The following is a 13142-nucleotide window of genomic DNA, read 5'->3' on the forward strand; positions in this document are numbered from 1 at the left end:
TCAGGCGTCGAGGGGCGAGCCGGCCACATCCGCGTGCGTGACCTGCAACCCTCCGAAGCACGGCCGGGAGTGACGACTGCTCAGCTCGACGAAGACCTCGCGGAGCGCGTCCACCGCCTTCTCCGAAGGCCACTCGCCGAGCCCCGCCGGGAAGTCGGCGCCCACGCCAGACGATCACGGCCATCGCCGGCGCTCCCGAGGCCAGTGCGAGGAACAGGACCGGGTACGCGATGTTGTGGAGCACACGGGTCCGTACGTGGACGGCCACGGCGCCGATGTAGAACAGCACCAGGCCGAGACCGGCGGCAACGCCCAGGGGGCGAAGGCCCAGCAGTCCCGGCAGGAGTCCCGCGGCCCCGGCGGCCTACAGCACAGCCAGGGGTGGGTGCCAGGCCGCCGGCACGCCGACCTCTCTCGAGTTGGCGAGGACGAACGGCGCCCCGGCCAGATCGGCCGCCGCGATGCCGGCGTTGGCCAGGACGGCCGCACAGGTGACGGGGATGTAGGCGAGTTCCGGCAGCCCGACGACTGGCTGAACGCCATCGCGAGCGGCTACGGGATCGCCCTCGCGCCCGAGTCCGCCGCCCGGTTCCACGCCCGGCCCGGCATCGTGCACCGACCGGTCACCGGGGTGAGCCCGACGCGGGTGGGCGTCGCCCGGGCACCCGCCGACGACCGCAATCCGGTCGTAAAGGACTTCGTCCGCTGCTGCCTCGACCTGGCAGGACAGGCGTGAACGCCGGCCTGGGCCGGTAACCCGATCCGGCCTCCCGGACACCGCCGGGCCCGCCCGGCCCCGCACCTCGCACGCGGCTTTGTCCCCCGCCCGGCCCAATCCCGGTCCGCCGGAAGGGCGAGCAGCCGTGAGGGGTGTGACCGTGGTGGAAGGAATCGGCGGGTGCACCTGTGGCGAGGAGGCGGAATGGCCGGGACGGGCGGCGTGAGTGGCGTGGCGTGTACCGCCGTGACGGGCAACGACCCGTCCGGCGACGCCTTCGCGCAGGTGAGCGCGGTCGCCGATGCCGTCCTCTACGAGGGCTATCTGCTCTACCCGTACCGCCGTTCCTCGGCCAAGAACCGCGTCCGCTGGCAGTTCGGGGTGCTGTTGCCCCGGGACTGGGTGGAGGCGGACGGGCCCCTCACCCCGGGTCTCTCCGGTTCCGCGGACTCCTGGTACCAGCAGACCGAGTGCCTGGTGCGTGTGCGGCAGCCCGGAGCGGTCGTACGGGTGCGGGTGCGGTATCTCCAGATGCAGCACAAGCAGGTGCAAGCGGCCGGTACGGACGGGCAGTACCGCCCGGTCGAGTCGCTGCGGACCGACGACGGCACGGCCCATCTCACCTTCGACGAGGCGGTGCCGCACGAGGTCGGTTTCGAGTGGCCGCTCGCCGATCTGCTGCGCGGCGAGTGCCGCGCCGAGGCCGGGGCGCCGCCCGGTGAGCGGACGGAGCCGCTGCCCGGGGGTGCCGGGCGCGTCGTGCGGCGACGCGAACAGGTCCGGGCCCGCACGACGGTCGTGGCCGAGCGGGTCACCGACGACGTGTGCCGGCTGCGGGTGCGCACCGAGAACACCGGGCGCGCACCGGACGTCCGGGCCGCCCGGGGCGATGCGCTGCGGCATGCGCTGCTCGCCGCGCACACCCTGCTCGGCGGCGAGGGCATGGAGTTCGTCTCGCTCATCGATCCGCCCGCGGAGCTGCAGGCCCCCGTGCGCGACTGCCGCAACGCGTTCACCTTTCCTGTCCTGGGCGGCGAACCGCAGGAGACGGGACCGGTCGGTCGGGTCGTCCTGTCCTCCCCGATCATCCTCCCGGACCGTCCGCAGGTGGCGCCGGAGAGCCCGGGCGACCTGCACGACGCGGCGGAGATCGACGAGATCCTGACGCTGCGCACCATGCTCCTGACGGACGAGGAGAAGGCCGAGGCGCGGGCCACCGACCCACGGGCCGCGCAGATCCTGGACCGTGTCGACAACATGCCCCAGGAGGTCTTCGCCCGGCTGCACGGCGCCATCCGCTCACTCACTCCGGTCACACCCGCCGCCGTCGCCGAGGACCCGGCCGAACGGCCCGCATGGTGGCAGGAGGGCGCCGACCAGGGGCTGTCCCCGACGACCGACACGGTGCTCGTGGACGGCGTACCCGTCGCCGGTGGCAGCCGGGTGCGGCTGCGGCCGCGCGGCCGGGGCGCCGACGCCCAGGACATGTTCCTGGACGGGCGGACCGCGCAGGTGGCTGCCGTCTTCCACGACGTGGACGGCAGCGTGCACCTCGCGGTGACCGTCGACGACGATCCCGCGGCCGAACTGCACGGCTGGTACGGCCGTTTCCACTACTTCCGGCCCGACGAGGTCGAACCGCTCGCCGGCGCGCCCGCGCCGGGTCCCGCCGACCCTCTCCACCCACCCCGGCCGCAGTCCCCGCGGCCCCGATGTCCGGCCGACGGGCCGGAGGAGGGACGGCTCGATGGACACCCCTGACCTGCCGGCGCACGCCGCTCACCGACTCCCCGACCGACCGCAGCAAAGGCGGACGACATGACCACCCAGACCAGTGCCCCCCAGGAGCGCGAAGCGATCGACGAGATCCATATCCTCTGGATCTCCGAGGGCATGAGCTGCGACGGCGACACCGTCTCCCTGACGGCCGCCGACCAGCCCTCCCTCGAGGACGTGGTGCTCGGCCTCATCCCGGGCCTGCCGAAGGTCAACCTGGTCAACAAGGTGCTCTCGCCGAGCCTGGGCGGCGAGGACTTCCTCGCCCCCTACCGGGCGGCGGCGCGCGGCGACCTGGCCCCGTTCATCCTCGTCATCGAGGGCTCGATCCCGAACCAGAACATCATCGAGGGCGACGGCTACTGGACGTCCTTCGGCAACGACCCGGAGACCGGCCAGCCGCTGCCGCTGAACTGGTGGATCGACCAGCTGGCGCCCAAGGCCTGGGCGGTGGTGGCCGCCGGCACCTGTGCGACCTTCGGCGGCATCCACGCCATGGCCGGCAACCCCACCGGCTGCATGGGCCTCGCGGACTATCTGGGCTGGGAGTTCAAGTCGCAGGCCGGGCTTCCGATCGTCAACGTGCCCGGCTGTCCCATCCAGCCCGAGAACTTCATGGAGACCCTGATCTGGGTGCTCCAGCACGCGGCCGGTGCCGCTCCCCCGCCCCCGCTCGACCACATGCTGCGTCCGCAGTGGCTGTTCGGGAGGACCGTGCACGAGGGCTGTGACCGTGGCTCGTACTACGAGCAGGGCGATTTCGGCCTCGACTACAACTCGCCCAAGTGCCTGGTGAAGACGGGCTGCTGGGGGCCGGTGGTCAACTGCAACGTGCCCAAGCGGGGCTGGATGTCCGGGATCGGCGGCTGCCCGAACGTCGGCGGGATCTGCATCGGGTGCACGATGCCCGGCTTCCCGGACGCCTTCATGCCGTTCATGGACGAGCCCCCGGGAGGCACTCTGTCCTCCCTCGTCATCAAGCCCTACGGCGCCGTCATCCGCCGCCTGCGCGGCCTGACCAACGACATGGTGAACCACGAGCCCAAGTGGCGTCACAACAAGCAGAAGCTGACCAGCGGTTACGACCCGCGCTACCGCCCGTGACGCCGGCCACGACGCCGCTCGTCCCGCATCCCGCCTCCGACCAGCCGCATCCGAACAGCAAGGGGCAGTGCCGCAGATGACGACCACCCATTCCCGGTCCACCAAACGCAAACCCGAGCAGATCGTGGACATGTCCTGGGATCCCATCACCCGGATCATCGGCAACCTGGGCATCTACACGAAGATCGACTTCGCAAACCGGGAAGTCGTGGAATGCCACAGCACTTCGTCGCTGTTCCGCGGCTACTCGGTGTTCATGAAGGGCAAGGACCCGCGCGACGCCGGCTTCATCACCTCACGCATCTGCGGCATCTGCGGCGACAACCACACCACCTGCTCCAACTACGCCCAGCAGATGGCCTACGGCGTCAAACCCCCGAAGCTGGCCGAGCACATCACCAACCTCGGCGAAGCGGCCGAGTACATGTTCGACCACACGATCTTCCAGGACAACCTGGTGTTCGTGGACTTCTGCGAGGCGATGGTCAAGGCCACCAACCCCGCTGTGCTGGCCCGTGCCGAGCGCACGAACGCGCCCCGCGGGGACGTCCACGGCTTCAGGACCATCGCCGACATCATGCGGGCCTTCAACCCCTTCGAGGGCGAGGTCTACAAGGAGGCGCTGAAGGTCAGCCGGGTCACCCGGGAGATGTTCTGCCTCATGGAGGGGCGGCACGTCCACCCGTCGACGCTGTACCCGGGTGGGGTCGGCACGATGCCGCAGCCCAACACCTTCACCGACTACCTCAGCCGGCTCATGCGCGTCATCGACTTCGTCAAGAAGGCCGTGGCGATGAACGACGACGTCTTCGACTTCTTCTACGAGGCGCTGCCCGGCTACGAGGAGGTCGGCAAGCGCCGCATCCTGCTCGGCTGCTGGGGCGCCTGGCAGAACCCGGACGTCGTCGACTACCGCTACGCGACGATGAACGAGTGGGGCAAGGCGATGTACGTCACCCCCGGCATCGTCGTCGACGGCGAACTGGTCACCAACAACCTGGTCGACATCAACCTCGGCCTGCGGATCATGCTCGGCAGCTCCTTCTACGAGGACTGGGTCAACGAGCAGCCGTTCGTCACCCACGACCCGCTCGGCAACCCCGTCGACATGCGTCACCCGTGGAACCAGACCACCGTGCCGGTGCCGCAGAAGCGGGACTTCGACGGCAAGTACAGCTGGGTGATGAGCCCGCGCTGGCACCACTCGGGGACCGGCGAGCACCTCGCCCTCGACACCGGCGGCGGGCCCCTCGCCCGGCTGTGGACGACCGCGCTGAGCGGCCTGGTCGACACTCCGTACGTGAAGGCCACCGGCAGCAGCGTGCGCATCTCGCTGCCCAAGGGCGAGACGCTGCCGGAGACCACGCTCGAGTGGCACATCCCCAAGTGGAGCAACACCATCGAGAGGGACCGTGCCCGGCCGTACTTCGTCGCCTACGCCGCCGCCATGGCCCTGCAGTTCCTGGAGGAGGCGATGGGCATGCTCCGCGACGGCGACTCCAAGGTGTTCGAGAACTTCGAGGTGCCCGACGAGGCGATCGGCTGCGGCTTCCACGAGGCCGTGCGCGGTGTCCTCTCCCACCACCTGGTGATCCGCGACAAGAAGATCGCCAACTACCACCCGTACCCGCCGACCCCGTGGAACGCCAGCCCGCGCGACATGTACGGCACCCCGGGTCCGTACGAGGACGCCGTCCAGGGCCAGCCGATCTTCGAGGAGAACGGGCCCGACGACTTCAAGGGCGTCGACATCATGCGCACGGTGCGCAGCTTCGACCCGTGTCTGCCCTGCGGGGTGCACATGTACATGGGCAAGGGCAAGACGCTGTCGACGGTGCACTCGCCCACGTACGGAGCCGGACATGCCTGATCCCGCCGTACGGCTCCCGGATCCGGCGGTGGAGGCGCGGCTCGCCCGGCTCGACGAGGTGCTGGCCGGGCTGGAGTCCGTGCCCGGCCCGGCCGCCCGTGAGGCGCTGGAGTCGGTCACGCTGCTGACCGAGGTCTACGGCGAGGCGCTCGCCCGGGTCCTGGACCACGCGGACGAGCATCTGCGCGGACTGCTGGCCGACGACGAGCTGGTGGGGCACCTGTTGGTGCTGCACGCGATCCACCCCGAGTCCGCCGACGCACGGGCCGCCCGCGCGGTCGAACGGCTGCGGCCCGCGGTGCGCGAGCGCGGCGGCGACCTGGAGTGGGCCGGTGTGGAGGGGCGGGTGGCCCGGGTGCGGGTGAGCACCGGCACCGGCGGCGGCTGCGGTTCCGGGTGCGGCAGCGGGTCGGCCGACGTCACCGCGGCCGTCCGCGCGGCGGTACTGGCCGCCGCCCCCGAGCTGGAGGCGGTGGAGCCGGTCGCCGACGAGCGGCGGGCGGCCCCGGCCTTCGTACCCCTGACGACGCTGACGCGCCGGACCGCGCAGCAGCCGCAGGAGACACGGTGATCACGGACGGGGCGCTGGCCCGCGTCATCCGCTCGGCGGCCGGCCGCACGGCGACCGCCGAGGCCGAGGTGTGCGAGCTGTGTGCCGCCCCGGTGGCCGACGCGCACCCCCACCTGTACGACACCGAGGCCGCCGAGGTGCAGTGCGTGTGCGGCCCGTGTTCGGTGCTGTTCGCCGGGGACGGGGCGGGCGAGGGGCACTACCGGCTGGTGCCCCGGCGCCGGCTGCGGCTGCCGCCGGTCGACACGGCCGTGCTGGGCGTGCCGGTGGGCCTGGTGTTCTTCGTGCCGCGCTCCGACGGCACGGTCACCGCGCAGGGGCCGAGCCCGGCCGGGGCCATGCGCTGGGAGGTGGACACGGCGGCCTGGCAGCGGCTGACCGCCACGTTTCCGCAGCTCGCTTCCATGGCACCCGACGTGGAGGCACTGCTGATGAACACCGTGCGGGGCCTCGACGAGCACTGGATCGTGCCGGTCGACGACTGCTTCCGGATGGTCGCCCTCGTCCGCCGCGAGTGGCGGGGCCTGTCCGGTGGCGACGGGGTCTGGCCGGCCGTGGAGCGGTTCTTCGCGGAGCTCACCGAGCGTTCGTGAGGACCTGGAAGGAGAACAGACATGGGCAGCATCAGAGTGGGCCGCCCCCAGGCAAGGCCCGACACGCCCAGCCATGTGCCGGGCCTGCACCAGGGCAACCGGGGCCCCTACCAGCACCAGAGCGGACACCACGAGGACGGCACCGCCGACGCGCGCCGCTCCACCGGGATCCACTCGAAGCGGCATGACGCCCTGCTGGACGTGATGCCGAACATCTCACCGGGATGAGAGAGCAGGGAGAGAGCGTGAACAAACGCTGCCGAACGGCGAAGAAAGCGAGGTCGGCTGTGTCCGGACGTCAGGTACTGCTCGCGCAGGCCGCTCTGGTGGGCGGTCTGGCACTGGCCCTGTTCGTGAAGGAGCTGCCCGGTGTGGTGCGTGAGCTGCGGATCTACCGGATGACCGGTGGCGTCCGCGCGAACCGCCGCTACCCCTGATCCGGCCGTGCACGAGCTGTCGATCGCCACGGCGATCGTGGAGCAGGCCGAGGAGATCGCCCGGGCGGACGGCACCGACGACGTCTCGTCGGTGACCGTCCGGGTCGGCGAGCTGGCCGGTGTGGTGCCGGACGCGCTCCACTTCGCCTTCGAGGTGGCCCGCGACGGTACGGCCCTCGCCGCGGCCCGGCTGGTGGTCGAGCAGGTGACGGCGCGGGCCTGGTGCGGCGAGTGCGCGGAGGAGTTCGCGCTGGGCATGCCGCCGTTCTTCTGGTGCCCGCGCTGCGACCGGCCCTCGCAGGACCTGCGCAGCGGCAGGGAACTGGAGATCACGGACGTCGAGGCGGCCACGGCCCGGCCCTGACGGCCGTCGGCCCCGCCGGAGCCCGGGCTCCGGCGGGGCCGACCGCTGTCCGGCCTGCTCAGCAGATGCGGGGCAGTTGCTCCCCCAACGGCAGGTCCACCACCCGGGTGCCGCCGAGTCCGGTGGCCACGACGACCATGCCGGGATGCTGCTCGACGCACTCCCCGATGAGGGTCGCGCCGGTGCCCTGTGGATGGGCACGCATCGCCGCGAGCACGGCCTCGGCCTCCTCCCGGGGCACGAAGGCGACGAGCCGGCCCTCGTTGGCGACGTAGAGCGGGTCCAGGCCGAGGAAGCCGCAGGCGTTCGCGACCTCGTCCGGGACCGGAATGGCCCGCTCCCGCAGCCGTACGCCGGTGCCGGAGGCGCGGGCGATCTCGTTGAGCGAGGCGCCGAGCCCGCCCCGGGTGGGGTCGCGCAGCACGTGGATGTCCCGGGTGACCGCCAGCATGGCCGCCACCAGGCCGGCCAGCGGCGCGGTGTCGGAGGCGATCTCGACCCCGAACTCCAGCCCCTCCCGCACACTCATGATGGCCACGCCGTGCAGGCCGATGGGGCCGCTGACGATGACGGCGTCGCCGGGCCGGGCGCGCTGCGGGCGGATGTCGACGCCGTCAGGGACGAGGCCGATGCCGGCGGTGGTGACATACACGCCGTCGCCGTGCCCGGACTCGACCACCTTGGTGTCGCCGGTGGCGACGGTGACGCCCGCCGCCTCGGCCGCCGCCCCGATGGCGCCGGCGATCCGGCCGACGACGGACAGTTCCACGCCCTCCTCCAGGACGAAGGCGGTGGAGAGGTAGGCGGGGCGGGCGCCGCTCATGGCCAGGTCGTTGACGGTGCCGTTGACCGCGAGGTCGCCCAGGCAGCCGCCGGGGAAGAACAGCGGCCGTACGACGTAGGAGTCGGTGGAGAAGGCCAGCCGGGCGCCGCCCAGGTCCAGGACGGCCGAGTCGGTGAGGGCGGCCAGGGTGGGGTTGCCGTACGCGGGGGCGAAGACCTGCTCGATCAGCTCGGCGGACAGCGCGCCGCCTCCGCCGTGGCCCATGACCACGACCGGCTGGTCGCGCAGGGGTGCGGGGCAGGTCCAGTTCGCGGGGTCGACGGCCGCTTCGGCCGCTTCGGTGGCGAGGTCAGCCAACGGGGTTCATCTCCTCCTGCGGGATGCGGGATCCCTGCCGTGCCGGGGCGTCGGTCATCCGGCGGTACAGGTAGTAGGCGGCGCAGGCGCCCTCGCTCGAGACCATGGTGGCGCCGAGCGGGGTGCGCGGGGTGCAGGTCGTGCCGAACGCGGCGCACTCGGTCGGCTTGATCAGGCCCTGCAGCACCTCGCCGGCCCGGCACGCGGCGGGCTCCTCGGTGCGGATGCCCGCGACGTCGAAGCGGTGCTCGGCGTCGTAGGCCCGGAAGGCGTCGGTCAGTCGCCAGCCGCTGACCGGGATCGGCCCGATGCCGCGCCAGTTGCGGTCGGTGACCTCGAACACCTCCTCGATCATGCGCAGCGCCGCCGGGTTGCCCTGCTCGCGTACGGCCCTGGGGTAGGCGTTCTCCACCCGGTGCTCACCGCGCTCCAGCTGGTGGACGGCGCGGCGGATGCCCTCGAGGATGTCGAGCGGTTCGAAGCCGGTGACGACGAGCGGGACGCGGTGCTTCTCGGCCAGGTCCGGGTACTCGGCGGTGCCCATCACGCTGCACACGTGCCCGGCGGCGAGGAAGCCCTGCACCCGGCAGGCGGGCGCCGACATGATGGCGTCGATCGCCGGGGGGACCCGGACGTGGGACACCAGCAGGCTGAAGTTGTCCACGCCCTGGCGGCGGGCCTGGTGCACGGCCATGGCGTTGGCGGGGGCGGTGGTCTCGAAGCCGATCGCGAAGAAGACGACCTGCCGGTCCGGGTTCCTGCGGGCGAGTTCGAGAGCGTCGAGCGGCGAGTACACCACCCGTACGTCACCGCCCTCGCCCTTGACCCGGAACAGGTCCCGGTCGGTGCCGGGCACCCGCAGCATGTCGCCGAACGAGCAGAAGATCACGTCCCGCTGGGAGGCGATCTCCAGTGCCTTGTCGATCACGTCGAGAGGTGTGACGCACACCGGGCAGCCCGGACCGTGGATCAACTCCACTTCCTCCGGCAGGAGTTGGTCGATGCCGTGCCGGATGATGGAATGGGTCTGGCCACCGCAGACCTCCATCAGCGCCCAGGGGCGGGTGACCGAGGCCCGGATCTCGTCGAGCAACCGGCGTGCCAGATCGGGGTCGTTGAACTCGTCGATGTACTTCACTGGACCTCGCTCCCGCTCTCCTGCCGGGCCGCCTGCTCCCAGGCGTCGCCGAACTCCTCTTCCAGCAGTCCGAGTTGCTCGAACAGCTCCAGGGACGCCCGGGCCGACTCCTCGTCCAGGCGCTGCAGGGCGAACCCGACGTGGACGATGACGTACTCCCCGACCCGCACATCGGGCAGGTACTCGAGGCACGCCTGCTTCTGCACTCCGCCGAAGTCGATCAGCCCGGTGAGCGGGTCGGCGCCGTCGTCGATGGCCACGACCTTGCCGGGCACTGCCAGACACATGGGTCACTCCGTCTCGTGGTTGGTTGCTGTTCCCGCGACCATGAGCTGACCGAGTGCCAACCCGCCGTCGTTCGGGGGTACTTCGCGGTGCCGGAGGACCGTGAACCGGTCCGCGGCCAGCAGGGCGGCACACTCCTCCTCCAGCAGGGCGTTGGCGAAGACGCCTCCGGTGAGGGCGACCGTGGTCAGGCCGGTCGTTCCGCGGGCCCGCCGGCAGATCTCCGTGACGGCCCGGGCCACGCCCCGGTGGAAGCGGGCCGCGAGAACGGGGGTGGGGGTGCCGCGCCGCAGGTCGGCGAGGACGGCCTGCAGCGGGGGTGCGATCTCCCATCTGCCCGCCCGGGTCAGTGCGCCGAGAGGCCGGACGGACGGGACTTCGTGGAGTGGCGGCAGCGTCCGGAAACCGAAGCGGTACGCCCCGGTGTCCGCCTGCCACGCCTCCGTCGCCGCGGCCTCCAGTTCCAGCGCGGCCTGCGCCTCGTACCCGGCGCGCTGGCACACGCCGACCAGAGACGACACGGCATCGAAGAGGCGGCCCATGCCGGACGTGGGCACACATGCCACCTGGCGTTCCAACTGCTGGCGCAGCACGGCGCGTTCGGTCTCGGAGCACGCGGCGACACTCGGCAGGTCCCGCTCCCACGGCAGACCCGCCGCCCACAGCCGGGCCAGCGCCAGCCGGCAGGGGTTGGCGACGCCCGCGTCCCCACCGGGCAGCGGGGCCGGGGCGAGGTGGGCGAAGCGCCGGTAGCCGGTGTAGTCGGCGAGCAGCACCTCGCCGCCCCACACGGTGCCGTCGTCGCCGTACCCGGTGCCGTCGAAGGCGACGCCGATGACGGGGGTGGTGCCGTCGAGGCCGTGTTCGGCCATCGCCGAGGCGATGTGGGCGTGGTGATGCTGGACCAGCGTCGGTGACCGGAGTCCGAGTCGGGCCGATCGTGTCCGTGCCCAGCCCGTCGAGTGATAACGGGGGTGCCGGTCGGCGGCCACCAGTGCGGGGGTCACTCCCGTGAGGCGGCCGAGGTGCAGTTCGGCCCTCTCGGCCGCTTCGAGGGTGGCCAGGTCGCCCATGTCGCCGATGTGCGGCCCGAACCAGGCGAGGTCCCCCTCACCCAGGCAGGGCGCGTTCTTCAGGTCGCCGCCGACCGCGAGCGTGGGACGGACCGGGAGCGGGAGGCGCAGCGGGCGGGGGACGTAGCCGCGGGAGCGCCGGAGCACCTGTTCGGTGCCGTCGGGGCGCACCCGCAGCAGGGAGTCGTCGCACGGGGAGGCGATGGGCCGGTCGTGGGCGAGCCAGGCGTCGGCGAGTCCGGCCAGCCGGGTCAGCGCCTCGGCATCGTCGGTGACGATGGGCTCGCCGGAACGGTTGCCGCTGGTCATGACCAGTACCCGGGGGCCGGGGGGATCGCCGGGCAGCCCGAACAGCAGGGTGTGCACGGGGGTGTAGGGCAGCATCACGCCCACGTGCGGGCTGCCCGGGCAGACCTGGTCGGCGAGGCGGAGCCCGTCCGTGGGGGTGCGTCTGCGCAGCAGGACGATGGGGCGCCGGGCGCTGGTGAGTGCGGCGCGTTCGGCGTCGGAGAGGGCCGCGACGTGTTCCGCCGTCCCGAGGTCGGCGCACATCACGGCGAAGGCCTTGCCGCCGCGTTCCTTGCGGGTGCGCAGGGTGGCGACGGCGCGTGCGTCGGTGGCGTCGCAGGCCAGGTGGTAGCCGCCGACGCCCTTCACGGCGACGATCCGGCCCGCGGCCAGCAGCGCCCGTGCCGTGGCCAGGGCGTCCGCGTCGCGGGCCGGGCGGACGCCGGTGCCGTCGGCGGGGATCAGGCGGAGCCGCGGGCCGCAGTCGGGGCAGGCGACGGGCTGGGCGTGGAAGCGCCGGTCGTCGGGGGCGCCGTACTCCCGGGCGCAGGAGGGGCACATCGGGAACCGGGCCATGGTGGTGGCCGCGCGGTCGTACGGCATCCCCGTGGCGATGGTGAAGCGGGGGCCGCAATGGGTGCAGGTGATGAAGGGGTGGCGGTGGCGGCGGTCGGCCGGGGCGGCCAGCTCGCGCAGGCAGTCGGCGCAGGTCGCGGTGTCGGGCGGGAGCTGGGTGCGGCCCGCCGACTGTTCGGTGGGGCGGATGGTGAACGGGCCGGTGGTGCCGGTGGCGGGGACGTCCTCGAAGCCGACGCCCGTCACGGCCGCCAGCGGGGGCGGCTGCTCGGTCAACCGGTCGAAGAACCGGCCCACTTCGCCCATCGGGCCCTCGACCTCGATCAGCACGCCGTTCGCGGTGTTGCTGACGAACCCGGCCAGCTCCAGGTCGGCGGCCAGCCGGTGCACGTACGGCCGGAAGCCGACGCCCTGCACCGTGCCGCGCACGGTGATCCGGCGGCGGACCGGGCCGGAGACGGGTGCGGTCACGAGACGGGGGCGGAGGCGGCGTGGTGGTGACCGTGGGGATGCGGGGCGAGCGGAGGCCGGTGCGGCGGGGCGCCGTGCCGGGCGGCGAGGGTGTGGGCCAGCAGCGTGTCGACGCCGTCGCCGGTGCGCGCGCACGACCGTACGATCTCCACCCCCGGGTTGACCCGCTGGACGTTCGCCCGGAAGGTCATCTCGTCGAAGCCGGCCGGCTCGGCCAGGTCGGTCTTGGTGACGACGACCAGGTGGGCCGAGCCGAACGCGGTCGGGTACTTCAACGGTTTGTCCTCGCCCTCGGTCACCGCCATGAGGACGATCCGCAGGGTCTCGCCGAGGTCGTACGAGGCCGGGCAGACGAGGTTGCCGACGTTCTCCACGAAGAGCACCGCAGTGTCCGCCGGCAGCCAGCCTTCCAGGCGCCCGCGTACCTGCCGGGCCTCCAGATGGCACAGTCCGTCGGTGAGCAGCTGCTGGACGGGGGCGCCCGAACGCGCCAGCCGGACGGCGTCGTTCTCGGTCGCGAGGTCGGCGGTGAGCGCGGCGACCGGAACGCCGCGCTCCACCGCTCGGGCCAGGATCCGCCCGAGGAGTTCGGTCTTGCCGCTGCCCGGGCTGGACAGCAGGTTGACCACCGCGACGCCCTGTCGCGTCAGATCGTCGCGCAGGCTCGCGGCCAGGTCGTCGTTCTTCGCCAGGACGGCCTGCTTGACGTCGGACCGGCACATGGGCGCAGCTCCTCG

The 13142-nt window shown here is 72.5% G+C and carries 14 protein-coding genes and 2 pseudogenes; 9 read left to right on the forward strand and 7 right to left on the reverse strand.

The genetic code is table 11. From position 1 onward, the window contains the following. Together AC07DS_RS37525 and AC07DS_RS37530 are read right to left on the reverse strand one after the other, a co-directional pair. Positions 1 to 165, reverse strand: coding sequence for a hypothetical protein (locus AC07DS_RS37525; protein ID WP_479152805.1), 165 nt, complete (start codon positions 163 to 165; stop codon positions 1 to 3). Positions 166 to 256: 91 nt separating this feature from the next. Continuing rightward, positions 257 to 343 (reverse strand): annotated as a pseudogene (locus AC07DS_RS37530) (DoxX family protein); the annotation flags it as partial. A 174-nt stretch (positions 344 to 517) separates the two neighbouring features. On the opposite strand from AC07DS_RS37530, the pseudogene AC07DS_RS37535 reads away from it, so the two are divergent. The 9 genes and pseudogenes from AC07DS_RS37535 to hypA form a co-directional block, all read left to right on the forward strand. Then, positions 518 to 736, forward strand: a pseudogene (locus AC07DS_RS37535) (LysR substrate-binding domain-containing protein); the annotation flags it as partial. A 186-nt stretch (positions 737 to 922) separates the two neighbouring features. Beyond that, the gene (locus AC07DS_RS37540) at positions 923 to 2479 is read left to right on the forward strand and encodes a hypothetical protein (RefSeq protein WP_479152806.1); all 1557 of its coding nucleotides are present in this window, start codon (positions 923 to 925) and stop codon (positions 2477 to 2479) included. A gap of 57 nt (positions 2480 to 2536) precedes the next feature. After that, entirely contained in the window at positions 2537 to 3598 is a 1062-nt protein-coding gene (locus AC07DS_RS37545) for an NADH-quinone oxidoreductase subunit B family protein (protein WP_479152809.1), read from the forward strand. Between the two features lie 76 nt (positions 3599 to 3674). Then, the gene (locus tag AC07DS_RS37550) at positions 3675 to 5468 is read left to right on the forward strand and encodes a nickel-dependent hydrogenase large subunit (RefSeq protein WP_479152811.1); all 1794 of its coding nucleotides are present in this window, start codon (positions 3675 to 3677) and stop codon (positions 5466 to 5468) included. After that, the gene (locus AC07DS_RS37555; protein ID WP_479152813.1) at positions 5461 to 6039 is read left to right on the forward strand and encodes a NifU family protein; all 579 of its coding nucleotides are present in this window, start codon (positions 5461 to 5463) and stop codon (positions 6037 to 6039) included. The genes AC07DS_RS37550 and AC07DS_RS37555 overlap by 8 nt, the downstream gene beginning before the upstream one ends. Then, complete coding sequence (locus tag AC07DS_RS37560) at positions 6036 to 6632, forward strand: DUF5947 family protein (RefSeq protein ID WP_479152815.1); 597 nt, start codon at positions 6036 to 6038, stop codon at positions 6630 to 6632. The genes AC07DS_RS37555 and AC07DS_RS37560 overlap by 4 nt, the downstream gene beginning before the upstream one ends. A gap of 21 nt (positions 6633 to 6653) precedes the next feature. Further along, positions 6654 to 6860 carry a hypothetical protein gene (locus tag AC07DS_RS37565; protein ID WP_479152817.1) on the forward strand — a complete coding sequence of 69 codons (207 nt, stop codon included), beginning with the start codon at positions 6654 to 6656 and terminating at the stop codon, positions 6858 to 6860. 59 nt (positions 6861 to 6919) lie between these two features. Continuing rightward, positions 6920 to 7069 (forward strand): hypothetical protein, encoded by a 150-nt coding sequence (locus AC07DS_RS37570; protein WP_186581817.1) that lies wholly within the window; start codon positions 6920 to 6922, stop codon positions 7067 to 7069. A gap of 7 nt (positions 7070 to 7076) precedes the next feature. Further along, positions 7077 to 7433 carry a hydrogenase maturation nickel metallochaperone HypA gene (gene hypA, locus AC07DS_RS37575; RefSeq protein WP_479152818.1) on the forward strand — a complete coding sequence of 119 codons (357 nt, stop codon included), beginning with the start codon at positions 7077 to 7079 and terminating at the stop codon, positions 7431 to 7433. A gap of 58 nt (positions 7434 to 7491) precedes the next feature. Here hypA and hypE read toward each other — a convergent pair whose 3' ends face one another. Genes hypE through hypB form a run of 5 tightly spaced genes read right to left on the reverse strand, consistent with a single transcriptional unit; the run spans position 7492 to position 13127 of the window. Then, complete coding sequence (gene hypE / locus AC07DS_RS37580; RefSeq protein ID WP_479152820.1) at positions 7492 to 8574, reverse strand: hydrogenase expression/formation protein HypE; 1083 nt, start codon at positions 8572 to 8574, stop codon at positions 7492 to 7494. Then, positions 8567 to 9712, reverse strand: coding sequence for a hydrogenase formation protein HypD (gene hypD, locus AC07DS_RS37585; protein WP_479152822.1), 1146 nt, complete (start codon positions 9710 to 9712; stop codon positions 8567 to 8569). Before hypD ends, hypE begins: the two co-directional genes overlap by 8 nt. After that, positions 9709 to 9999, reverse strand: a complete 291-nt coding sequence (locus AC07DS_RS37590; protein WP_479152824.1) for a HypC/HybG/HupF family hydrogenase formation chaperone — start codon at positions 9997 to 9999, stop codon at positions 9709 to 9711. Before AC07DS_RS37590 ends, hypD begins: the two co-directional genes overlap by 4 nt. Before the next feature lie 3 nt (positions 10000 to 10002). Further along, positions 10003 to 12405, reverse strand: coding sequence for a carbamoyltransferase HypF (hypF, locus tag AC07DS_RS37595; protein WP_479152826.1), 2403 nt, complete (start codon positions 12403 to 12405; stop codon positions 10003 to 10005). Next, the gene (gene hypB, locus AC07DS_RS37600) at positions 12402 to 13127 is read right to left on the reverse strand and encodes a hydrogenase nickel incorporation protein HypB (RefSeq protein WP_479152828.1); all 726 of its coding nucleotides are present in this window, start codon (positions 13125 to 13127) and stop codon (positions 12402 to 12404) included. The genes hypF and hypB overlap by 4 nt, the downstream gene beginning before the upstream one ends. Positions 13128 to 13142: the final 15 nt, after the last annotated feature.

The sequence above is a fragment of the Streptomyces sp. NPDC044064 genome (genome assembly GCF_056434245.1).

Excerpts from the sequence above, each read along its gene's own strand:
- AC07DS_RS37540 (WP_479152806.1), top strand. The coding sequence starts at position 923 with ATGGCCGGGACGGGCGGCGTGAGTGGCGTGGCGTGTACCGCCGTGACG.
- AC07DS_RS37545 (WP_479152809.1), top strand. The coding sequence starts at position 2,537 with ATGACCACCCAGACCAGTGCCCCCCAGGAGCGCGAAGCGATCGACGAG.
- hypB (WP_479152828.1), bottom strand. The coding sequence starts at position 13,127 with ATGTGCCGGTCCGACGTCAAGCAGGCCGTCCTGGCGAAGAACGACGAC.
- AC07DS_RS37565 (WP_479152817.1), top strand. The coding sequence starts at position 6,654 with ATGGGCAGCATCAGAGTGGGCCGCCCCCAGGCAAGGCCCGACACGCCC.
- AC07DS_RS37550 (WP_479152811.1), top strand. The coding sequence starts at position 3,675 with ATGACGACCACCCATTCCCGGTCCACCAAACGCAAACCCGAGCAGATC.
- AC07DS_RS37555 (WP_479152813.1), top strand. The coding sequence starts at position 5,461 with ATGCCTGATCCCGCCGTACGGCTCCCGGATCCGGCGGTGGAGGCGCGG.
- AC07DS_RS37590 (WP_479152824.1), bottom strand. The coding sequence starts at position 9,999 with ATGTGTCTGGCAGTGCCCGGCAAGGTCGTGGCCATCGACGACGGCGCC.